A 22,215-nucleotide genomic window follows, 5' to 3' on the forward strand; every position below is an offset into this window, starting at 1 on the left:
GGAATGCTCGAACAAGACATCAAAGCCCAATTGAACCAGTACTTGGAGCTACTAGAAGACGATATCGTCCTGAAAGTGAGCGCAGGGTCTGATGAGACGTCCAAAGAGACGAAGGACCTCGTTCATGAAATTGCATCCATGTCTCCGAAAATCTCCGTGAAGGAGGCGAAGCTTGAGCGAACACCGAGCTTTTCTGTGAACCGGGTCGGAGAGGATACAGGCGTCGCTTTCGCCGGTCTTCCTCTTGGACATGAGTTCACGTCGCTCGTCCTCGCTTTACTTCAGGTAAGCGGCAGAGCGCCAAAAGTCGACCAGGAAGTCATCGATGATGCGAAGAAGATCGAGAGAGAGCATCACTTCGAGACATTTGTAAGCCTTAGCTGCCACAATTGTCCGGATGTTGTGCAGGCGCTCAACATCCTGAGTGTCCTCAACCCGAATATCACGCATACGATGATCGACGGAGCGAAACACAAAGAGGAAGCGGAAGAGCGTAACGTACGCGCCGTTCCTGCCGTGTATCGGAACGGGGACTTCTGGAACGGAGGACGTATCACCATCCAGGAAATCATCGCTCAATTAGGCGGAGGGCCGAGTGCCGAAGACTTCGCGGACAAAGAACCTTACGACGTTCTTGTCGTCGGGGGAGGTCCGGCCGGAGCGAGTGCAGCGATTTATGCTGCCCGTAAAGGGATCCGCACAGGTATCGTGTCCGACCGCTTCGGTGGTCAAGTTCTGGATACACAGACGATCGAGAACTTCATCAGTACGACCAGCACGGATGGACCGAAGCTGACGCAGGCGCTGGAAGAGCACGTGAAGGACTATAACGTAGATATTCTCGACCTGCAGACGGCGAAAAGTCTGGAGAAGAAGGACATGTTCGAACTTGAACTGGAGAACGGAGCGGTGCTGAAAAGTAAAACCGTCATCATCTCCACAGGTGCCCGCTGGAGAGCCATCAATGTTCCCGGCGAGGAAGAGTTCAAGAACAAAGGCGTAGCGTATTGCCCTCACTGTGATGGTCCATTATATGAAGGAAAAGATGTAGCGGTCATCGGCGGAGGCAACTCCGGCGTCGAAGCTGCCATCGACCTTGCAGGAATGGCCAGTAACGTGAGCGTTCTGGAATTCGCTCCTGAGCTGAAAGCCGATCAGGTGCTCCAGGATCGTCTGAACAGTCTTCCGAATACAACAATCATCCCGAATGCCGCTACGACGGAAATCAACGGTACGGAAGACGTACAGGGTCTGACGTATAACGATCGTGAGACGAACGAAGAGAGATATATCAAAATCGACGGCGTTTTCGTCCAGATCGGCCTCATTCCGAATACCGAGTGGTTGAAGGATACAGTCGAGCGGAACGAAATCGGTGAAATCATCGTAGATAAATACGGCATGACATCCGTTCCTGGCGTATTCGCTGCTGGTGACTGTACAGATACGGCTTATAATCAAATCATCGTTTCAATGGGATCCGGTGCAACGGCCGCTTTAGGCGCGTTCGATCATCTTATTCGAAATTAATAGAAGCACCGCTACTTCAGCTCGAAGTGGCGGTGTTTTTTTGGCTCTTACAAGTTTGATGTTGAATTCTCTATTTTTTGTGTAATAATGGTAGGAAACCTAAAAGTTGTTAGAAAATTGCATCTAGGAGGAATAGGAATGGCTGATACCAGAACGACCTTGATCGTCGGCGGAGGAATTGGTGGGCTTGTTACTGCCCTTAAACTTCACCGCGTTGGCGTGTCAGTGCGTGTGTGTGAAAGTGTAGAATCAATTAAAGCATTAGGCGTCGGAATTAATCTGTTACCTCACGCGGTGAAGGTCCTGACAGAGTTGGGGCTGGATGAGGAGCTGAAAAAGGAAGGACTGCCGACAGCGGAGCTGATGTTCGTCAATAAATTCGGCCAGAAGATCTGGCGGGAAGATCGTGGGTTGAATGCAGGCTACAAATGGCCGCAGTATTCGATCCATCGCGGGCGTCTGCAGATGTTATTATTGAATGCAGTCAAACGACGATTAGGAGAAGACGCAGTACATACCGGTCATCATCTCACTTCTTTCCAAACCAGTGACGACAAAGTGACCGCTCATTTCGAAAATAAAAAAACGGGGGAGCATGTCGGCACTTATAGCGCGGATACAATGATCGCAGCAGATGGCATCCATTCTGCCATCCGTAAATTCTATTACCCTGATGAAGGGGATCCGAAATTCAGCGGCAGAATTCTATGGCGTGGGATTACAGAATCTACTCCTTTTATGACAGGCAAGTCGATGATTATGGCAGGCCATCAGGATCAGAAGTTTGTGGCGTATCCGGTATGCCCGGAAGCTGATGAAAAGGGACGGTCCCTTGTTAATTGGATCGCTGAGCTTACGGTCGGAGAGGAGCACATATCACAAGCAGACTGGAATCGTAGAATAGATAAGGAAAAATTCGCACCTCATTTCGCCGACTGGGATTTCGGCTGGCTGGATGTACCGCAGCTGATTGAAGAAACGGAAGCGGTGTATGAATTTCCGATGGTGGACCGCGACCCGGTGCCACGCTGGACATTTGGACGTGTAACCTTGCTCGGGGATGCGGCTCACCCTATGTATCCAATAGGATCGAACGGAGCATCTCAGGCGATTCTTGATGCCGATGCTTTAGGAAAAGCGATGGTGGAAGAGCCGGGTACAGAAGCTGCATTGAAGGCTTATGAAGAGGGACGACTGGAGCCCACTTCGAATATTGTCCATACCAACCGTCAGAATGGTCCGGAAGTCGTCATGCAGATCGTTGAAGAACGGGCACCTGAGGGTCTTGATCAATTGGAAGATGTCATCACTTACGAAGAATTAGAAGGAATTGCGAATAAATACAAGAAACTTGCTGGATTTGACCGGGAAACATTGAATAGTAAATAGGAGTGTAGCTATGATTGAACACATTATATTAATCAAATTATCTGAAGAAACGACTACGGAACAAAAACAGGAGCTCATCCGCCGCACCCTGGAATTGAAAAATAGCATTCCCGGCATTGTGGATATCCAGCAGGGTATCAATTTTTCAGAACGGAATAAGGGGTATGAGATCGGTATGACTGTGCGTTTCAAAGATAGGGAATCTTTGGAGAACTATGGACCACACCCGGCCCATCAGGATATCGTTTCCTATTTGAAGGAAATCGGCATGGAAGATAGAATCGTCGTCGATTTCGAAATCTGATTTTTTTATGCAGTAACTTTAATACTTGAACGCGTTTAAGTTTTTGAGCATTAATTTACATGATTACAGGGGGAATTCCATGAAGTCTTTACATCCAGGGGAGGTCATTGATAACAGCCGCTTCCATTCCTTTCATACTTCTATCATTTTCTGGTGCTTCTTCATTATTCTTATGGATGGGTATGATGTAGTCATCTACGGATCGGTAATTCCATCATTGATGGAGGAATGGGGGATATCCTCCGTTACGGCCGGAGCGATAGGTAGCTATACCGCTGCTGGTACGGCTGTCGGGGCTGTTCTGTTCGGCTTGTTGGCAGATAAGTTTGGACGAAAGAACATGATCATTCTATGTACCGTGCTATTCAGTCTATTCACCGCGCTATCTGCATTTGCGACAGGGCCAGCGATGTTTACGGTATTCCGGGTCATTGCCGGGCTGGGGCTTGGTGGCGTTATGCCGAACGTGATCGCGTTGTCCACGGAATATGCACCGAAAAAAGTGAGAGCGGCTATGGTATCGTTCATCTTTTGTGGTTACTCGATCGGAGCGATAGCAGCTGCAATGTTCAGTAAGTCTATCTTACCGACGCTCGGCTGGCAGCCGGTTTTCCTGATTGGCGCGCTACCGTTGTTGCTTATTCCTTTTATAGCGAAAAGCCTTCCCGAATCTGCAGGATTTCTATTGGCTAAAGGGAAGGAGCAGGAGTTGAAGAAGGTACTGCATAAGATCGATCCGCAAGCGCAACTGGATAGCAGTACCACATTCGTTCAACCGGAGCGGGAGAAGAAAGGGATGCCACTGGTCAAGCTTTTTGAAAACAAACGAGCCATCAGCACGATTATGTTCTGGATTTCTTGTTTCTCCTGCTTCGTTCTGATTTATGCCATGAATACCTGGCTTCCACAATTGATGATTGAAGCGGGATACAGTCTGGGGTCGAGTTTGGTATTCGTAGCCATGATGAACGTTGGTGCGATTGTCGGAACGATTGTATTCGGACGGATGGCGGATAAGTGGGGCTTCAAAAAGGTTATGGTGCCCCTGTACCTTGTCGGAGCGGTGGCTCTTTCCGCTATCGGTCTGACACAGAATATCATGCTTGCTTATCTGTTGATCGGGATGATCGGAGCTGCCTCTGTCGGCGTACAGAATATCAGCAACGCTTTCGTCTCCCAATATTATCCGCCTTCTATGCGTTCCACTGGAATCGGAGCCGCCATGGCATTCGGACGGGTCGGAGGCATCTTTGCCCCTACGTTCGTCGGTATTATTCTGACGATGAACCTGTCTCCGCAGATGAACTTTACGCTCATCGCTATAGCTGCCGTGCTCGGAGGTGTTGCGGTTCTATTCGTACAAGAGAAGCATGCACATTATAATAAAGAAAATGAAGAATCGAGTGTAGATGAGGAACAGGAAAAGGTAGTTTGAATTCATAAGCAGGCATAACTCTGACGAAGGGGTATGCCTGCTTTTCTACTAACAGTCCATCAGCTATAATAGTTATCAACCATAATGAAAGAGAGGATACTACTCAATGAACGTCACTATTACGGCTTGTACTGAATACGATGCTGAAACGATTCTGGATATAGGTTACGAAACATTCGATGAAACGTTCAGAGATCAGAATACACCGGAGGCTATGAAAGCATATCTAGACGAAGCGTTCACGATACCTAAGATTGAGGGAGAGCTGAACCATCCGGAGTCAAGGTTCTACTTTCTTTACGCAGAAGAAAACCTGGCAGGCTATCTCAAAGTCAATACAGGGGAAGCGCAGACGGAAGAAATGGGAGAAGATACAGCGGAGATTGAACGCATTTACGTGAGAAGCAGGTTTCAGAAACAGGGCCTTGGCAAAGTCCTCTATAACAAAGCCCTTGAAATAGCGAAAGAGCAGGAGAAGGAGAAGATCTGGCTCGGCGTCTGGGAAACGAACCGAAATGCCATCTCTTTTTATGCAAAAATGGGTTTCGAACAAGTGAACTCCCACTCCTTTTACATGGGAGAGGAGGAGCAGACAGACTACATCATGATCAAGCATCTCGACTAACGGAAGGAGACATATGCATGTACATACCAAAACAGTTTGAAGTGACGGACATGGAAGAAATCAAAGCATTTATACAGGCTTATCCGTTTGGAACAATTGTAACTACGCGTGAAGGACGACAGCTTGCTACGCACGTTCCTCTTGAGATGAACGAGGAAAAAGGTTCATATTACATGACCGGTCACTTGGCTTATGCGAACCCTCAATGGAAAACTTTCGAAGGCCAGGAGGCACTTTTGATATATCAGGGCCCTCACGCGTATGTTTCTGCTTCCTGGTATGAAGGAGAGAATGTATCGACGTGGAATTATCAGGCTGTTCACGTGTATGGAACCGTGGAGCTCATGAATGAACAGGAACTGGAGGCAGATCTTGCGAGACTAATGGGAAAGTATGAACAAGGACGGGAGAACCCGGTGCTATGGGAGAACATGTCTGAGAAAGTGAAGAAGCAGATGAATGCCATCGTCGGTTTCAAAGTGAAGGTGGAAGAAGTGCAGGCAGCTTTCAAGCTGAGCCAGAACCGGACAGAAGCGGATTACCAGAATATCATCGATCACTTATGGAAAGAAGAGGATTGCAATTCCCGCGGAGTAGCAGAAGAAATGAAAAAAAGAAGATAGCTCATACCATTTGAATTTCCGTGTGAAAGTGAAGGGGGTTCCTTTTGAAAGAGGATGTAATTCTAAGGAATTCAATGGAAAGTCAAGAACGAGTAAGATGTTTCCGTTTTCCTTGAAAATGTTTTCGTTTTCATGAGCGTTGTTTAAAAGCGGAAAGGAGCGCATAATGAACCTATACTAAAGAAAAGGAGATGAGATAAATGAAAAAAATCGTAAAAGAAATCAAAGAAAGCTACGACATGTATGTGGATGCATTCCAAAGACTTGAAGGAAGAGAACAATAAGCAAAAGCCTTCCCTTCTCAGGAAGACTTTTCCCTACATAAATAACCGTTCAACAATGGACTAAAGGCACGGACTGCTGCTACTCCCTAACACAAGGAGTGGTTTTTTTGTATATTAAACCATATCTAGAAATTATAGTGGTGAAAAATTCTGCTGATCAGCTTTTTTTAGTAAGCACCCAGGCTGAAATAGTAAGCACGATTCCGACAATCACACTTACGTACAGTGGTATACTTAGTTCTGGTCCGAACTCAGGTAAGAATAAGATAAGAAAGAAGTAGACGAGAAACATAGCTCCGCCAAATAGAAAAGTGATAATGAACTCCGTACTCCGTTTGATTTTCCTGAAGGTTGACCAGCGCAGATATTGAATCGTTACATATGTGAAAAAGAAAGCTAGAGGGATGAATATCCCTGTTTCCAACAGGGAGGAACCGATATGGATGGTTCGGGTCGGCTCACTTTGATCCATGATGATATAGGCCAGCAAATCGCCGATTCCTGTGAAGAGTGCGCTTACCCCGAGAAAACCTAGGATCCCGATTGAAATCAGGGAGAATTTTTCCTTCGTCATCATCGTCGGTAACTCACCGACAATATCTTCGGCATAGGCTTTAGGATCATTACCGAACACGTCTTCTGCCGTACGCCCCTGGCTCTGCGCTTCCAGAAGGTGATCCAGCAATTCAGCCAGCACTTCTTCCATGTCCAGTTCTGATTTGCTGTAGGAGAGTCTGATATACAAAAGCATATCCTCGTAGTATTCACGGTTTTCTTCTGTCAGTTCTTTTCGCTTCTCATTATTCGACTTGATCATTTCTTTCTTGTGCATGGTCCGTCTCCTTTCTCAACAGGGAATCTACCGGCGGTTTGATTTCTTCCCAGTTCTTCTGAAAATCCTCCAGGGCCTGAGCGCCTTCCTCCGTCAAAAAGTAATACTTACGGTTCGGACCGCTCGGTGACTTCTTCATTTCTCCTCTGATCAGCTTCTCTTTCTGTAATCGAAGGAGAATCGGATAGATCGAGCCTTCACTTACGGTAAGACCATACTCCTGAAGCTTCACGGATAGTTCGTATCCGTACACCGCGTTTCGTGAGATAATCGCCAGGATGCATCCTTCTAGTATTCCTTTCAAAAGCTGACTTCGCAGCGACACCTTTTCCACCTACCTTGTATTGCAATATAGCTTGCCGAAAAAAATTAATGCTTAAGTATCTTGTATTACATAGTAGTGTATCTTAAAGATTGCTATCTTGCAATACCTGATAGCATAAGAATGATTTGTGAAACTTTTTCCCTTTGTCTTTCGTAAATGAAATAGGAAAGCGAGGGACGATCATGAGAAAAATAATGTTATTACTGAGTTTGTTGATGGTTGCTTTTCCTGTTGGTGTATTCGCTGTGGAATACGAGATCGAGGAGACGATGATTACAGCAGAACTACAGAATAACGGGAACGTGGAAGTCGAAGAAAGACATACGTATAACTTCGAAGGGGAGTTCAATGGGATAACGAGAACGCTGATTCCGAAAGATCACAGTGACATCGAGAACGTGACTGCTTCTGAAGACGGCAAAGACCTGGAAGTAGAGCAGGAAGGGAACCTGTACAGAATTTATCGATCAGGAGAAGACGAAACGGTGACGATCGATATCTCTTACATCATTGAAGACGGGGTGGAAATGTTTACCGATGTGGGGCAGTTTTACTGGCCGTTCTTTGACGACAGAAATGAATCGGATTACGACGATATGACGATCACTGTTGTACCGCCGGAACCGACAGAAGCGGAAGCGGCTTATGGTTATGATGAAGCATACGACACGGCTGATATCTCTTCAGGTGGGGAAGTAACGTTCAGGTTGGGCGAAGTGCCATCTGACCGTAACGGGGATATCAGAGTCGCTTATAATGCAGAAGTATTCCCTAAGGCTGAACTCACCAGAGATGAAGACATGCTTCCTACTATCCTTGGAGAAAAGAATGAATTGGATGAGGCAGCTGCTATCAAACAGGAGCGGCAGGAATTCTGGAGGTCAGCTGGCCCTTATATCATCGGTGCATTTGCAGTCGTAGCTATAATCCTGTTGCTGATCGGCTGGAGAAGAAGACAGGAAACTCTCGTAGAAGCAAAGCGTCAGATGAGTGCCAGCGGTCAGTTTCCGAATAGTGAAATGAGTCTGCCGGCTATGCTAATGTTTGCGAATTACGGGCAAGTCACGACTCCTATGATCACGTCCTCTCTCTTAGAGTTGGTCAGAAAAGGGTGTGTCGAAAAAGTTTCGGACAAAGAGTTCCGTGTCGTACATCGCAATACGGATTACGATCATGAAACCGATATGATAGAATGGCTGTTCGATGAAGTGGGGCAGGAGGGGACGTTCCATATCGAAGATCTAGAGGTATATCTCCAGGAAGAAGAAAACCTCGAACGCTACCAGGAGAGCTTCCATTCGTGGAGTGAAGCAGTAAAAAAGGAAAGGAAGCAGCACCATCTTTACGAAAAGAATACGAAAGCACGCTGGGTTGCAGGACTGGCGGCACTCGCTATTTTGCCTTTCATCATCATTTTTCCGTTTTACGGAGTCCAGGGGTGGATGGTCGGAGCGATAGTGCTATTCGCTTACTTTGCATTATTCGCAGGTGTTTATTCCCCATACACCATTGAAGGGCAGCGGCTCAATCAGGAGCTAAAACCCCTCAAGGCCGGAGACCAATGGAAAGACTGGGAGGAGAAGGATCAGATTACGGCGTTTCTATATCAGATCGGTGCCGGCAAACGGAAACCGGATGTCGATTTACCGACAAGTGCTGTAACAGCGAATGATTTGGTATTGTTCATGATTCTCGCAGGGTCGCTCAATCACAGTTTTGAGGAAGCGAATCAGCACACTTCCGCAGCAGCTTCAGCAGGTACAGGAGTTGCCGGTGGCGGCGGAGGAGTCGGCGGCGGTGGTGGAGGTTCCGGTGCTTTTTAATTAATTGATTTAGGTAGTTCATAAATCTCAAGCACGAGTGCCAATCATCACTCGTGCTTTTTCCATTCACTCAAAACCTGTGTTATCATCGTCATATTAAAGGTATAAAATGAATATCATAGACAAAGAGGGTACATATATGGTTTTTGTTATTATTTCACTCATTATCGGCTTCCTTACCGCATTTGCCGGCAGCATCGCCGGCCTTGGCGGGGGAGTGATCCTCGTTCCTTCGCTGCTCTTTCTGTCGGATTATTTCGATTCGTTTTCCTGGGTCACTCCGCAGCGGATCGTTGCGATTTCTCTGATCGTCATGATCTTCACGGGTATGTCTTCAGCGATTTCGTACATTCGTCATAAACGGGTCGATTTCAAATTGGGCGCCCTGTTCCTTGTCGGGAGTATTCCCGGGGGGATTGCGGGCGCTTATATTAACGGCTTTCTGAATGTAGATGTGTTCTCCCTCATCTTCGGGGGGATCATGATTTTCGTGTCGCTTCTCTTCTTCCTGCCACGGCGTCAGGGGTCCGATCCTCTTTTCAAAAAAGGGATGGAACGCGTCAAGACGGTAGCGGGAGACGACTATCATTATACGGTGCCGATTTCGCTCGGGATGTTTCTGGCGTTCATCGTCGGTACCTTGTCCGGGCTTCTCGGAATCGGTGGCGGTTCGCTTATGGTGCCTGCGATGATTCTGCTATTCCAGATTCCGCCGCATATTGCGACCGCTACGTCGATGTTCATGATTTTCTTCGCGGTGATTCCAAGTTCCATCACGCATATCGGTCTTGGACACGTAGATTGGTTTCGGACGTTGTTTTTCATTCCTGGTGCTTATCTCGGAGGTATGACAGGGGCTTTTGTGAATCGTAAAATGAATGCTAAAAGTGTCGAATGGGTACTTCGTATTCTGCTCATCTTGATCGGAATTCGCCTGATTTCCCAAGGATTATGATAAGGAGAAGAGGCTATGAGAGAAAAGATTTTCTTTTATTACACGAGTGATCTGCACAGTCATTTCGAAAAGTGGCCGAAGCTTGCAGGGTATATCGAAGAGAAGAGACAGGAGCATGAGGCAAGAGGCGAAGATGTCTTCGTTTTCGATAACGGAGATCACGTCGACCGCTTCCACCCGATTGCGGAAGGATTGAAAGGCAAAGGAAACGTCGAGCTTTTGAATGCGAGCAAGTATGATGTGGTGAATATCGGAAACAATGAAGGGATTACATTGTCCGAGAACGAACTGTATCATCTTTACGATGAGGCTGTATTCCCGGTTGTGTGTGCGAACGTCACTCCTATGGAGAAAAAGAATCCTGCATGGTTGAAGCCCTATGAGATCAAGACGACTTCTACAGGGGTTAGGGTAGGTATCATCGGGCTTACCGCTCCTTTCCGTGTGTTCTATCAGCTGCTCGGCTGGAACGTGGAACCTCCGGAAACAATGATGGAGAAGTACATGGATGAAGTGAAGAGTAAGAGTGACATCATCATTCTACTTTCTCATCTCGGCTACCATACGGATCGGCAAATGGCCGAGGATTATCCTGGTCTCGACGTGATTATCGGTGGGCACACCCACCACCTTCTTCCGGAAGGCGAGATGCATAACGGCGTGTTGCTTACTGCTGCCGGCAAACATGGCACCCATCTTGGAGAGATTTTTCTTGACTGGGATCAGGAGCAGAAGACTTTGGTAAATAAAGAAGCCTACACCGTCGCTTCGGAGAAATTGACGAATAGTGAAGCGGTAGAGGAGCGGCTTGATCACCTTGAGTCCAGAGCTCACCGCCGCTTGTATTCGAACGTCGCTGACTTGAAAGAACCGCTTGAAGCGGACTGGTTCGAGGATACTCCTCTTATGAACGAATTAACGGAAGAACTACGCAATTGGACAAGTGCGGATATAGCGATGCTGAATGCCGGTGTTCTTCTCGAAGGACTGGAAGAAGGGCCGGTGACCTATGCAGATCTCCATCGCATATGCCCTCATCCGATGAACCCTTGCAAAGTGCATTTGAGCGGAAAAGAAATCGTCGAAGTCGTCAGGTCCGCGCACACGAAGCAGATCACTGAATTCAAATTGAAGGGTCTCGGCTTCCGCGGAGAAGTGATCGGCAAGATGGTGTTTGCAGGCCTCGAGATTGAGACCGTCACTTCCTCCGACGGGGATGAGCACGTAAGGAAAGTGTTGTTTGATGGAGAACCGATCGAGAGAAATCGCTGGTACAGTTTCGCGACGGCGGACACGTTCAGCTTCGGAAGATTCTTCCCGGAAATCAACCACAGCACAACGAAAACTTATTACCTGCCGGAGATGCTGAGGGATCTTCTGGTGAAAGTCGTACAATCGATGGTAAGTTCCTCTTCCCCTTAATATACATGTAGGAGGGAGGGGAGACGATGCGAAAACGGCGACCAATTCCTTTGAAGAAAAAAATAGCGGGGGCGTTCTTGTTTTTTTTCCTCGTTTTAGGGGTGTCGCTATACATGATCAATCGCGGCCTTACCCCTACGCTTCTTGAAATTGCCGAAACGAAGACGCACCAGCTGGCCAGAGATGCGATAAATGAAGCGGTAAATGAACAGATCGCCGAGGACCTGCAATTCCGGGATCTTGTGGATATAAGGGAAAACGAACAGGGACATATCACGTATATGGGCTGGAATCCGGTCATCGTCAACCGTGTATTGCGTAATACGACGCACCGGATTCAGAGATACTTACGAAGGATGGAACTGGGTCAGCTACCGCTTCAGGATACATCGATGGAGCCGGAGATCGATAAAGACAGAGATAGAGACGCAGCAGGGGAACAGCCCGCTACCTTGATCGAAATACCTGTCGGTCAGGCCACAGGGCAGGCTGTTCTCGCCAACTTGGGTCCGAAAGTTCCTGTGGAGCTCCAGATGATCGGAGACGTACAGTCCGATTTCGAAAGTAAGATCAAAGAATACGGAATCAACGGAGCGTTCTTCGAATTATCCATCAACATTACTGTGCAGGTGGAGACGGTGATCCCCTTTTCCACCAAAAAGTCGAAAGTCGAGACGGACATCCCAATTGCATCGAGTGCCATCATCGGCGAAGTGCCTGAATTCTTCAATGGACTCGAAGGGAAAGAGCCATCCTTTTCTTTTCCGATCGACCCCTTGCAATAGAGACACCGAGCTGATAGAATTAATCCGAACTGAATACGCGTGACCTTATCGCCTCGATGAGGTAGAGGAGCGGGAAACAAGAGTACACGACCAGAGTGTGACAGCAAAGACGGTCGTAGAAAGGGTTCCCTGCCGAAGTGCGGATCTATGTCAACGGATCCCGCGCTGGTACATGTTTGAACAAAGGATGTACTGTCATGCATTACTCAAATGCATGGTGCGCTACTGATCGAATGGAGGATAATCATATTGCACTTAGGGCAATGATGGATTATTTTCTATCATTGCTTTTTTATATGCAAAAAAGTAGATTACTCCTGGATTCAATGTAGTATTTCCATGCAAAATTCATTTTTGGAGGTACGACTCATGGAAGCAACGATTTATTCCCTGATCCCCGCTATACTGATGCTTATCTTAGTAATAGCGACACGTCAGGTTCTACTATCCCTCGGAATCGGAATTCTTGTCGGAGCATTCATGCTTACCGGTTTCGATATTATAGGGACGCTTGATCTCGTATGGCAGGAGCTATACACGATTTTCTATTCAGAAGGTGCCTTGAATATGGGCAACTTGTATCTGTTATCATTCCTATTCCTGCTCGGGATCATGACCGCTTTCATGACCGCTTCAGGCGGAAGCAGGGCATTCGGAAAGTGGGCGGTGAGCCGTGTGAAATCGAAGAAAGGCGCGTCTTTCGTGCCGGCGATTCTCGGTATCATCATCTTCATCGACGATTACTTTAACGCACTGGCCGTCGGTCAGGTGGCACGCCCGGTGACGGACAGACATAAGGTGTCGAGAGCGAAGCTTGCTTATTATATCGATTCGACATCTGCGCCGGTGACCGTCATTTCTCCGATCTCCAGTTGGGGTGCTTACATCATCGGTACTATCGCGACGATCTTGACGGCTAATGAAGTGACGAACATCGGAGCGTTCGAAGCTTTCATCCAGATGATTCCGTACAATTTCTATGTATTCGCTGCACTTCTACTCGTGTTCTTGACGATTGCCCTGAACCTTGATCTCGGAGCGATGAAGAAGCACGAAGAAAGAGCTGAGAAGTCAGGAGAGCTGACCGACCCGAAACATAGAGATATCCCTGGTGACCTGAATGATGAGTTCAAGCCGCATGATAACGGGAAAATCATGCACTTGCTTATGCCGATTGTCGTGCTGATCGCAGGAACGGTCGGAATGATGGTTTATACAGGGATTCAAGGAACGGAAGGCTCTGCGGATATCCTGAGTACTTTCGCTAATACAAACGTGAACATTTCTCTGTTTTACGGAGGGCTGGCAGCTGCGATTGTAGCAGCTATCATGTATGTTGCGCTTCCTTCAGGGAAGTCAAGTCTTGGTAAAGTTCTCGGCGAAGGAATCAAAGCGATGCTTCCTGCCATCTACATTCTTGTACTCGCATGGATGATCGGTTCCGTCATCGATCAACTCGGTACAGGGGAGTATCTGGCAGGTCTCGTTCAGGAGTCTAACCTGAACATCGCTTACCTGCCGCTGCTCATTTTCTTCACGGCAGGATTCATGGCGCTTGCGACAGGGACGTCGTGGGGGACATTCGGCATCATGCTTCCGATTGCAGGGGAGATTGCTGCTGTGACGGATCCGGCGTTCATCGTCCCGGCATTGTCTGCCGTGCTGGCAGGTTCTGTATTCGGCGATCATTGTTCACCGATTTCCGATACGACGATCCTTTCTTCCACAGGGGCAGGGTCCCACCATATCGACCACGTGCTGACTCAGCTGCCGTATGCAATCATAGCAGCGATAGCGGCTTCCGTCGGATATGTATTGTTCGCTATCCTGGGGAGTGTTCTGCTGCCGCTTTTAGCGACGCTTGCGGTCGTAGTAATGGCAGGATTCACCCTTAAATCGAAAACCGAATAGAAGCTATAAAGACCGGCATAGCCGGTCTTTTATATTGTGACAATTTACTGAATTTTCTTTTGACATAGTTGAATCTTCCCATTATAATTTATAGATGATTACAGAGAAATTAAAATAATCACATTTGTCCGAAAATTCGTACATATATTGAACAAGGGCAAATGAAGAAAAGAGGAGGTCTTTTTTATGGAAAATCGCTCACAATGGGGGACTCGGGTAGGGTTTCTGCTTGCAGCGATGGGGTCGGCGATCGGCCTCGGTAACATTTGGCGTTTTCCGGCTACAGCTTATGAAAGTGGTGGCGGTGCATTCATCATTCCCTATCTATTCGCACTACTTACTGCCGGGATTCCGTTATTGATCATGGAGTACACGATTGGTCACAGGTATAGAGGCTCTGCTCCGAAGTCCTATGCCACGGTCAACAAGAAGATGGAATGGATTGGTTGGTGGCAGGTGCTCGTAGCGTTTGTCATATCGACCTATTACGCAGTCATTATCGCCTGGGCGCTGATGTACGCCTTCTATTCCTTTGGACAATCCTGGGGAAGCGATCCTACCGCTTTCTTCGTCGGAGACTTTCTGAATCTTGCGGATCCGGGAACGATAGGTGGTCTCGTACCGAAAGTTCTTATTCCGCTTCTGATCGTCTGGTTAGTTGTTCTTGGAACACTATCCAGAGGTGTTAAGAAAGGGATTGAAGTTGCAAACAAAATCTTCATCCCCGCACTTGTTGTACTGTTCCTCATCATCGTTATCCGTGCGGTGACGCTTCCGGGAGCGATGAATGGGTTGAATAGCTTCTTCGAACCGAATTGGAGCAGAATCATGGATCCCACTGTGTGGGTAGCAGCGTATGGACAGATATTCTTCAGTTTGTCTATCGCATTCGCGATCATGGTAACGTATGCTTCTTATCTTCCCAGGAAATCGGATATCACGAATAACGCATTCATTACCGGATTCGCGAACTCGTCTTTCGAAATTCTTGCCGGGATCGGGGTATTCTCTGCCGTCGGTTTCATGGCTTTCCAATACGATACCACGGTATCCGGACTCGCTGCCGAGAAGGGTGTAGGCGGTATAGGACTGGCCTTTATGGTCTTCCCTGAAATCATCAGTCAGATTCCTGGAATCCCCGGGTTGTTCGGGTTCCTATTCTTCGCCTCTCTCGTTCTTGCAGGATTCTCTTCTCTGATTTCCATTTCAGAGACGTATGTAGCCGCTGTATCCGAGAAATTCAATATGTCCCGTCAACGAGCAGTCATTTTTGGTGGGGGAATTGCAGCACTTATTTCCCTTCTTTATGCGACGCGCGGTGGTCTGAATATCCTGGATTCCGTCGACCACTTCATCAACAGTTATGGTGTAGCTCTTGCAGGACTTGTAGAAGTGGTAGCTATTGCCTGGTTCGCAAGGGCACTGAAAGACTTGCAGAATCACGCGAATGCGACATCCGATGTTAGGCTTGGCAGCTGGTGGCGCTTCTGTCTTGGTGTCATCACACCAATCGTCCTCGGGTTCCAGATGGTACAGAACCTCATTACGGAATTCGCTGAACCTTATGCCGGCTATCCTGTTGATTTCCTTATCATCTACGGATGGGTCGTAGCTATTGCAGCGATTCTTATCGGTTTCGCTATGTCCACGAAGAAATGGCCATCAAGTACGGTTTTTGAAGATCCTACGAAGCCTAATTATAAGGAGGGGTCCCGCTAATGGCAGTCGTTATGTTCATCATCACTATTACCATCATCTGGGGCGGACTCGCTCTCAGCATCACGAACGCAGTCAAGAAATCAAAACAATAAAAGTGCAGAAAGTCCGTTAAGGGGTGGTTCTAGTTGCCACTCCTATGACGGACTTTCTTCTTTTTCCTATCCAGTTACAGCTTCCAGAAACAAAGGGTCAGAAGCACACCGGGTCAGAAAAGATCGTTATCTGACCTGTCTGCTTCTGGCTGAGTTTCTAAGCGGGGATCTTCCACTTTCAACTTAAAGCAGCCTGTTACGATGCAGGCTGCTTTTTACGTTCCCACTGTGTCAAATATGAGTAGGGGTTGTGGGCCCACTCCGTTTTGCCGTTATCTTTGTACATCCCGTAGTGTAAATGAGGAGGGAATTTTCCGGACGTCCCTTTTGGACCGTAACCCGTAGACCCGACACTGCCGATCTGCTGCCCCGGCTCGACGATGCTTCCGATTTCAAGGTCTTCCGGATAACCGCTCAGATGGGCAAAGTAATGATACGTATTGTAAGGGTCACGGATGCCGATTCTCCATCCGCCATATTTGTTCCACCCTTTCATTTCCACAACGCCGTATGTGGTGGCATAGACAGGGGTGCTGTAGTCGGCGAAGATATCCGTTCCTTCATGGATCCGTGCTCCTCCGTAGCCCCTGCCATCACCCCAAGTATTATTGTAGCTGTAGTTCGAAGATAGAGGGACTGGGAAGGCATGTTGATCGAGATTCAGCGTTTGAAACGTTTCGTATAGTTTGGCGTTGTTCATGATGGATTGTACCGTCACTTCCCGCTCATAATAGTTCCATAATGCTATCTTGATATCCTGCCGGGATAACCCGTTCGAAGTGAGATATTTTGCTGTGGAATATAGAGTATCTTCATCAGAATCACGGCTTCCTTTACCGTCCCCGTCCCCGTCCCGGTTCCACCCTTTCATGGAAAGCCCGTCTTCGGTCCCTTGCCAGAACCAGTCGGGGGGATCGAGGCTGATGAGCGTATCCTTATCATTGATCTGACGTTCATATTCATCGACTGCGGCAAGGTAGTGCCAGGGGAGAAAGGTTACAGCTTCGGTTTTTTTGTATAGAGCCATCCGTTCTGCATCGATATCTGTTTCGGCGTAGACATGGATAGGGAATAGCAAAAGTGTAATCAGACATAGAATTATTTTCATAGCGTCACCTGCATTATTTTTAAGAAATCCTGGAGGGATGAGGGAAAACTATTTTAACCTTTTTCTTCGTCATCCGAAAATATGGTATACTGACAACAGTTTAAGAGGTGATCATATGTTGGAATTGTTAGGGAAAAAATACGAAATTATCGAGAATTATCGCGACGCTGTTGCAGAAGAAGACATTGAATCAAGAATCAGTGACATTGTCAGTAAATACGACTATATCGTCGGAGACTGGGGGTATGGTCAACTACGCCTGAAAGGGTTCTATGATGACCAGAACCAGAAAGCGACGTTTGATACGAAGATCAGTACACTCGAAGATTACTTGTACGAACACTGCAATTTCGGCTGTGCCTATTTCGTTCTTAAAAGGATCGACCAATAAGGTTATTCTTCCTTTTCATCGTGCGTAGGGTGAGCGATGGCTCCCTGCCTTGGAAGGTTTTCGTGGAGTTCTTTGTTTTCATAGTTGAAAGCACTGTAGTCTCTTCGCTTTCTTTCCGGTTGTGGAGAAACAGGCTTATATTTCCCTATCGGTGAACCATAGGGACCTTCCGGAGTTTGTTCAGGAACCCTGGTCGTCCTTTGTATTTCTACATTTTTAAAATCGCTGTAGTTGTTTGTATCATCCATTTCATATCCCTCCTATTTGTGTAGCATGTGATACATAAGGAGGGTTTATGTATGGAGATCGACTTTATTTTTGAAGAAGAGAAAGGAAGGGAAAGGTATGTATTTTGTGAACCGTGAAGAAATTGAGAACCTGCTTACATATATGGAAGAATTGATTCCTGAGCTCCAACAGGCGAAGAGGGAGACGATTACGGAGCGCCTTGCTCTGGAGAGAGCTACGCATATGGCCATTGAAGTGATCATCGACGTCGGGAATAAAATGATCGATGGGTTCATTATGCGCGATCCGGGCAGTTATCATGACATCATCGATATCCTTATGGATGAAAAAGTGCTTCCCGCAGAAGAAGAGAAGGAATATAAGCGGATCATTGATATGAGAAAAGCTGTGGTACGCGAATACACGTCTGTCTCTCATGAGGAATTGCTACAGGAGTGGGAAGCATGCCTGGATTCTCTGAAGGAATTCCCTGAACGTATCCGTCACTATCTGAATTCGGAACTCGGTACCGTTTCCGCCTTTACGAAAGGGAAGGAATAATGAAGAACTATAAGGGGCTGTTGATTGATCTCGATGGAACGATGTACAGAGGAGCGAAAGTGATTGAAGAAGCTCCCCGGTTCGTGAAGCGTTGCAGAGAACAGGGGATTCCTTACTTGTTTCTGACGAATAATTCTGCGAAGACCCCGGATCAGGTTGCGGAAAAATTGAATGGAATGGGAATTCCAGCGTCTAGTGAAAATGTCTATACCTCCAGCATGGCAGCAGCCTCTTATGTCAGTCATCACCGGCCGCAAGCGAAAGTATATATGATCGGGGAAGAAGGGCTGAAACAGGCATTGGAGAAACAGGGAATGACTTTCGTTGAAGAAGGTGCAGATGTAGTCGTCGTAGGAATCGACCGGGGTTTGTCATACGAAAAATTGGGACGTGCCGCTAGGAATATCGAGAAAGGCGCGTTGTTTGTAAGTACAAATGGGGACAAAGCGATTCCGAGTGAAGAAGGGTTTCTACCTGGAAATGGAGCGATTACGGAGGCTATTGCACTTACGGCAGGAATACGACCGATTTTCACCGGTAAACCGGAAGCGATTGTTGTGGATGAAGCTTTGGATCAATTGGGGATCTCTAAAGCAGAGGCGTTACTGGTGGGGGATAATTATTATACGGATATTCTCGCTGGCATCCATTCAGGAATCGATACATTGATGGTGGAAACGGGAGCGACATCGTTCAAGGAATTGAACGATGTCCAAGCGCAGCCCACCTACAAAATCAAGACGCTTGATGAGTGGAGCTTTTTCTCCTGAGTCATATTATTATTCTTCGTCGTCACCGGCAGCACTGTGGGCCAGACGGCTGGAAGCGGCAGCAGCGATAGCACCTACAATATCGTCAAGGAAGGTGTGGCACTTGCCGGATGATTTGTCATCGAGTTCTTTAAGGATGCCCGGTTTCTGTTTATCGATGTAGCCGTAATTCGTGAACCCGATAGAGCCATAGACGTTAACGATTGCGAAAGCGATGATTTCATCGATCCCGTAAAGGCTCTCGTCCGTCGCCACCGTCGTCTGAAGCGGTTCCTCGAGCTTGTTCTCTTCGGCGAGTTTATCCATTTGGATGCCAGTGATGATGGCGTTCTGTACTTCTCTTTTCTGTAGAACTTTATGCACGTTTTCACGGCACTCGTCCATGCTGAGACCGTCATGGTATTTCGACTGTAGGAAGTAGACGAGTTCTGCCATATCTTCGATGGTGACGCCTCGTTCTTTTAACCAGTTTCTTGCTGTTTGTTCAAGCTCCGTTACTTTGTCTGTCATAAACGTATCCTCCTAACAACTAATTACATTAGTTTAGTACCCGAGTTTATGAAAGCGCAAACTCGTGAATATAGTATACCAAAAGGATGTACTTACGTCCTAATGAGAAAAAAGGGGGCAGTCATCTTGAAACCTAAAGTGTTTATTACAAGACCACTACCGGAAGAAGTGGTTGAACCGTATCGTGGACGGTTGGACATTGAGATGTACCCGGAAGACCGTCCGATTCCGGAAGCAGAACTCGCTTCGAAACAAGGAGAGATTGATGCACTTATTCCTATGCTCAGTGAAAAGCTCGGCGAAGAGTTCTTTTCAAATACTTCGGCAAAAGTGGTGGCGAACCTCGCAGTGGGGTACGATAATATCGATGTTACAGCCGCAAAGAAACACGGAGTAACAGTAACCAATACTCCAGACGTTCTTACGGAAACGACAGCTGATTTGACGTTCGCTCTTATGCTGACGACCGCCCGACGTATCTCCGAAGCCGAAGACTACATAAAAAATGATCAATGGAAGCAGTGGTCGCCGCTACAGCTTGCCGGCACCGATGTACACCACAAAACGATAGGGATCGTCGGTATGGGACGGATCGGAGAAGCGGTCGCCCGTCGAGCCAAGGGTTTTTCGATGAATGTTCTGTATCATAACCGTTCCCGAAAAGAGGCAGCTGAGAAAGAGTTTGGAGCTACTTATGTTTCTTTTGATGAGCTATTGAAGCAATCCGATTTTGTTGTATGCATGACGCCTTACACAAAGGAGACTCATCACTTATTTAATGAAGAAGCATTCAGGAAGATGGGAGAGCACGCATTCTTCATCAACACGTCGAGAGGAAAGACCGTCGACGAACAGGCGCTTCAGAAAGCACTCGAGGAGAAAGAAATCAAAGGGTGCGGGCTCGACGTCTTCGAGAACGAGCCGATTTCTGCAGATCATCCTTTGCTTAAGCTCGAAAACGTGACGGCTACGCCACATATCGGCTCCTCATCTATGGAGACACGATACCGTATGATGCAACTTTGTCTCGATAATGTGTCGCGCGTACTTACAGGCGAAAATCCTATTACGCCTGTAACGTAACTATATGCAGAGACACAAAAAAAGAGAAGGGAGGCCTTCTCTTTTTGTTATGTCTATTTATTTTTAAAACACCTGTTCCACTTCGTAGATTCCTGGAACTTCCTGGCTCAAAGCGCGTTCGATCCCGGCTTTCAATGTGATTGTAGAACTAGGGCAGTTGCCGCATGCTCCCATCAGACGGAGGCGTACGATTCCATCCTCGACATCTACAAGTTCTACGTCCCCACCATCGCGAAGTAGAAATGGACGAAGTTTATTTAAGACTTCCTGTACTTGATTCTCCATAGTCACTTTCCCCTTTCTCGTATCTTCTTACTTATTACTATATCACAAATAAGAACGAGTTACCTCATGTAATGAGAACTATTATCATTTTATCTTTTTTCTTGAATTTTGTAAAATGAAAGTGACTCTGAGAGAGGGGTGTGCCGATGACTGATGATAAAGTGAAGGTAACGATATATGGAGCCGAAGAACGCTGTGCCAGTTGCGTGAATGCTCCCGGTTCAAAAGAGACGTATGAATGGCTGCAGGCAGCGATCGGTCGGAAATATGGGAATGAGAGCATTTCCTATAACTATATAGATATATTCGATGCAGAAGAAAAAGATGAGTTCATTGAGAAGATTATGGAAGACGAGCTTTTCTACCCACTGGTCCTTGTAGAGGGCGAAGTGGCCGGGGAAGGGACTCCGAGGCTCAAATCCGTATATCAGTATTTGGAGAAACATGGAGTGAAGGAACAGGAGGGATAGGATGAATCCTCTTATCGAGTTTTGTGTAAGCAATCTTGCGGATGGATCACAGGAAGTGAAAGAAGAACTGGAGAAGAATCCGGATATCGATGTGCAGGAGTGGGGATGTCTTAAGCACTGCGGTCTCTGCTCCATCAAAAACTACGCACTGGTGGAGGGGGAGCGGATCTACGCTGATTCCCCGAAAGAGCTGCTTCAGAAAATATATGATTATCTGGAAGAAGAACAATTGGTGTAAAAGAATTGAAGAATGGGCTTTCAGTAGATATACTTGATATAGAAAGGAGAGATTCTGAATGGTACTGAATCTTACGGAAGCTGCGAATTATCGCGTCAAAGAAATGTTGCAGGCAGAAGAATCACAGGATAAATACTTACGCTTTGGTGTGCAGGGCGGAGGTTGCAGCGGACTTTCCTATAAACTCGGATTTGAAGATAACATCAATGAAGACCTGGACTTAGTCGAAGAACACGACGGAATCCGGGTAGCTATCAATAATCAGGATGCAGCGATCGTCGAAGGTACGACGATCGATTTCAAACAGAACATGATGGGCGGAGGGTTCACGATCGATAACCCGAACGCGATCGTTTCCTGCGGCTGCGGTTCCTCGTTCCAGACCGCCACGAACAAAGGGACGCCGGACCCTGAATGTTAATAAGATATTAAAAAAGCTTTCCATTTCGGATGAAATGGAAAGCTTTTTTAGGTTCACGGATTCGTATATGAGCATGTTCCTGGGCTTTTCGAGCAA

At 47.0% G+C, this 22,215-nt stretch carries 26 protein-coding genes and 1 riboswitch; of the genes, 20 read left to right on the forward strand and 6 right to left on the reverse strand.

What is annotated here, in order from left to right; all coding sequences use genetic code 11:
• Positions 1–3: 3 nt before the first annotated feature.
• The 6 genes from ahpF (at position 4) to BLQ44_RS12735 (ending at position 5,906) form a co-directional block, all read left to right on the forward strand.
• A complete protein-coding gene (ahpF, locus tag BLQ44_RS12710) occupies positions 4–1,530 on the forward strand; it encodes an alkyl hydroperoxide reductase subunit F (protein WP_093194284.1) in 1,527 nt (508 codons plus the stop codon).
• Positions 1,531–1,668: 138 nt separating this feature from the next.
• Entirely contained in the window at positions 1,669–2,919 is a 1,251-nt protein-coding gene (locus BLQ44_RS12715; RefSeq protein ID WP_093194285.1) for a flavin-dependent oxidoreductase, read from the forward strand.
• A 10-nt stretch (positions 2,920–2,929) separates the two neighbouring features.
• Positions 2,930–3,223 carry a Dabb family protein gene (locus BLQ44_RS12720; RefSeq protein WP_093194286.1) on the forward strand — a complete coding sequence of 98 codons (294 nt, stop codon included), beginning with the start codon at positions 2,930–2,932 and terminating at the stop codon, positions 3,221–3,223.
• Positions 3,224–3,302: 79 nt separating this feature from the next.
• Entirely contained in the window at positions 3,303–4,658 is a 1,356-nt protein-coding gene (locus tag BLQ44_RS12725; protein ID WP_093194287.1) for an MFS transporter, read from the forward strand.
• A 106-nt stretch (positions 4,659–4,764) separates the two neighbouring features.
• Positions 4,765–5,283 (forward strand): GNAT family N-acetyltransferase, encoded by a 519-nt coding sequence (locus BLQ44_RS12730; protein ID WP_093194288.1) that lies wholly within the window; start codon positions 4,765–4,767, stop codon positions 5,281–5,283.
• Positions 5,284–5,300: 17 nt separating this feature from the next.
• Entirely contained in the window at positions 5,301–5,906 is a 606-nt protein-coding gene (locus BLQ44_RS12735) for an FMN-binding negative transcriptional regulator (RefSeq protein WP_093194289.1), read from the forward strand.
• Between the two features lie 441 nt (positions 5,907–6,347).
• Here the strand turns inward: BLQ44_RS12735 and BLQ44_RS12740 are convergent, their stop codons facing one another.
• Together BLQ44_RS12740 and BLQ44_RS12745 are read right to left on the reverse strand one after the other, a co-directional pair.
• Entirely contained in the window at positions 6,348–7,022 is a 675-nt protein-coding gene (locus tag BLQ44_RS12740; protein ID WP_093194290.1) for a DUF1129 family protein, read from the reverse strand.
• Positions 6,991–7,347 (reverse strand): PadR family transcriptional regulator, encoded by a 357-nt coding sequence (locus BLQ44_RS12745; protein WP_093194291.1) that lies wholly within the window; start codon positions 7,345–7,347, stop codon positions 6,991–6,993. The genes BLQ44_RS12740 and BLQ44_RS12745 overlap by 32 nt, the downstream gene beginning before the upstream one ends.
• Before the next feature lie 182 nt (positions 7,348–7,529).
• On the opposite strand from BLQ44_RS12745, the gene BLQ44_RS16585 reads away from it, so the two are divergent.
• The 7 genes from BLQ44_RS16585 to BLQ44_RS16400 all read left to right on the forward strand — a co-directional run bounded on the left by BLQ44_RS16585 (position 7,530) and on the right by BLQ44_RS16400 (position 16,054).
• Complete coding sequence (locus BLQ44_RS16585) at positions 7,530–9,170, forward strand: DUF2207 domain-containing protein (protein ID WP_093194292.1); 1,641 nt, start codon at positions 7,530–7,532, stop codon at positions 9,168–9,170.
• 139 nt (positions 9,171–9,309) lie between these two features.
• Positions 9,310–10,125, forward strand: a complete 816-nt coding sequence (locus BLQ44_RS12755) for a sulfite exporter TauE/SafE family protein (protein ID WP_093194293.1) — start codon at positions 9,310–9,312, stop codon at positions 10,123–10,125.
• Positions 10,126–10,140: 15 nt separating this feature from the next.
• Entirely contained in the window at positions 10,141–11,547 is a 1,407-nt protein-coding gene (locus tag BLQ44_RS12760) for a bifunctional metallophosphatase/5'-nucleotidase (RefSeq protein WP_093194294.1), read from the forward strand.
• Positions 11,548–11,573: 26 nt separating this feature from the next.
• Entirely contained in the window at positions 11,574–12,332 is a 759-nt protein-coding gene (gene yunB / locus BLQ44_RS12765) for a sporulation protein YunB (protein ID WP_093194295.1), read from the forward strand.
• A 54-nt stretch (positions 12,333–12,386) separates the two neighbouring features.
• Positions 12,387–12,565, forward strand: a riboswitch (Lysine riboswitch).
• 136 nt (positions 12,566–12,701) lie between these two features.
• Positions 12,702–14,243, forward strand: a complete 1,542-nt coding sequence (locus BLQ44_RS12770; RefSeq protein WP_093194296.1) for a Na+/H+ antiporter NhaC family protein — start codon at positions 12,702–12,704, stop codon at positions 14,241–14,243.
• Positions 14,244–14,429: 186 nt separating this feature from the next.
• On the forward strand, positions 14,430–15,962 hold the full coding sequence (locus BLQ44_RS12775; RefSeq protein WP_093194297.1) for a sodium-dependent transporter: 1,533 nt from the start codon (positions 14,430–14,432) through the stop codon (positions 15,960–15,962).
• Positions 15,962–16,054: a MetS family NSS transporter small subunit gene (locus tag BLQ44_RS16400; RefSeq protein ID WP_143004720.1), complete on the forward strand. Its 93-nt coding sequence runs from the start codon at positions 15,962–15,964 to the stop codon at positions 16,052–16,054. The genes BLQ44_RS12775 and BLQ44_RS16400 overlap by 1 nt, the downstream gene beginning before the upstream one ends.
• Before the next feature lie 196 nt (positions 16,055–16,250).
• Here the strand turns inward: BLQ44_RS16400 and BLQ44_RS12780 are convergent, their stop codons facing one another.
• Positions 16,251–17,162 (reverse strand): M23 family metallopeptidase, encoded by a 912-nt coding sequence (locus BLQ44_RS12780; protein WP_093194298.1) that lies wholly within the window; start codon positions 17,160–17,162, stop codon positions 16,251–16,253.
• A gap of 115 nt (positions 17,163–17,277) precedes the next feature.
• On the opposite strand from BLQ44_RS12780, the gene BLQ44_RS12785 reads away from it, so the two are divergent.
• Positions 17,278–17,553: a YutD family protein gene (locus BLQ44_RS12785; protein ID WP_093194299.1), complete on the forward strand. Its 276-nt coding sequence runs from the start codon at positions 17,278–17,280 to the stop codon at positions 17,551–17,553.
• Positions 17,554–17,555: 2 nt separating this feature from the next.
• Here BLQ44_RS12785 and BLQ44_RS12790 read toward each other — a convergent pair whose 3' ends face one another.
• Positions 17,556–17,801, reverse strand: a complete 246-nt coding sequence (locus BLQ44_RS12790) for a hypothetical protein (protein ID WP_093194300.1) — start codon at positions 17,799–17,801, stop codon at positions 17,556–17,558.
• Between the two features lie 97 nt (positions 17,802–17,898).
• On the opposite strand from BLQ44_RS12790, the gene BLQ44_RS12795 reads away from it, so the two are divergent.
• Both BLQ44_RS12795 and BLQ44_RS12800 read left to right on the forward strand, forming a co-directional pair.
• Complete coding sequence (locus BLQ44_RS12795) at positions 17,899–18,342, forward strand: DUF86 domain-containing protein (protein WP_093194346.1); 444 nt, start codon at positions 17,899–17,901, stop codon at positions 18,340–18,342.
• Positions 18,342–19,112 carry a TIGR01457 family HAD-type hydrolase gene (locus BLQ44_RS12800; RefSeq protein WP_093194301.1) on the forward strand — a complete coding sequence of 257 codons (771 nt, stop codon included), beginning with the start codon at positions 18,342–18,344 and terminating at the stop codon, positions 19,110–19,112. The genes BLQ44_RS12795 and BLQ44_RS12800 overlap by 1 nt, the downstream gene beginning before the upstream one ends.
• Positions 19,113–19,121: 9 nt before the next feature.
• Here the strand turns inward: BLQ44_RS12800 and BLQ44_RS12805 are convergent, their stop codons facing one another.
• A complete protein-coding gene (locus tag BLQ44_RS12805; RefSeq protein ID WP_093194302.1) occupies positions 19,122–19,622 on the reverse strand; it encodes a phosphatidylglycerophosphatase A family protein in 501 nt (166 codons plus the stop codon).
• Between the two features lie 123 nt (positions 19,623–19,745).
• Between BLQ44_RS12805 and BLQ44_RS12810 the strand changes: the two genes are divergently transcribed.
• Positions 19,746–20,705, forward strand: a complete 960-nt coding sequence (locus BLQ44_RS12810) for a 2-hydroxyacid dehydrogenase (protein ID WP_093194347.1) — start codon at positions 19,746–19,748, stop codon at positions 20,703–20,705.
• A gap of 63 nt (positions 20,706–20,768) precedes the next feature.
• Here BLQ44_RS12810 and BLQ44_RS12815 read toward each other — a convergent pair whose 3' ends face one another.
• Entirely contained in the window at positions 20,769–20,990 is a 222-nt protein-coding gene (locus BLQ44_RS12815; protein WP_093194303.1) for a NifU family protein, read from the reverse strand.
• A 146-nt stretch (positions 20,991–21,136) separates the two neighbouring features.
• Here BLQ44_RS12815 and BLQ44_RS12820 point away from each other — a divergent pair, with 146 nt between their 5' ends.
• Genes BLQ44_RS12820 through BLQ44_RS12830 form a run of 3 tightly spaced genes read left to right on the forward strand, consistent with a single transcriptional unit; the run spans position 21,137 to position 22,119 of the window.
• A complete protein-coding gene (locus BLQ44_RS12820) occupies positions 21,137–21,460 on the forward strand; it encodes a YuzD family protein (protein WP_093194304.1) in 324 nt (107 codons plus the stop codon).
• A 1-nt stretch (position 21,461) separates the two neighbouring features.
• Positions 21,462–21,698, forward strand: a complete 237-nt coding sequence (locus BLQ44_RS12825; RefSeq protein WP_093194305.1) for a DUF1450 domain-containing protein — start codon at positions 21,462–21,464, stop codon at positions 21,696–21,698.
• A gap of 58 nt (positions 21,699–21,756) precedes the next feature.
• On the forward strand, positions 21,757–22,119 hold the full coding sequence (locus BLQ44_RS12830; RefSeq protein WP_093194306.1) for a HesB/IscA family protein: 363 nt from the start codon (positions 21,757–21,759) through the stop codon (positions 22,117–22,119).
• Positions 22,120–22,215 lie beyond the last annotated feature (96 nt).

The sequence above is a fragment of the Salimicrobium halophilum genome, from assembly GCF_900100295.1.
GTDB lineage: Bacteria > Bacillota > Bacilli > Bacillales > Halobacillaceae > Salimicrobium > Salimicrobium halophilum.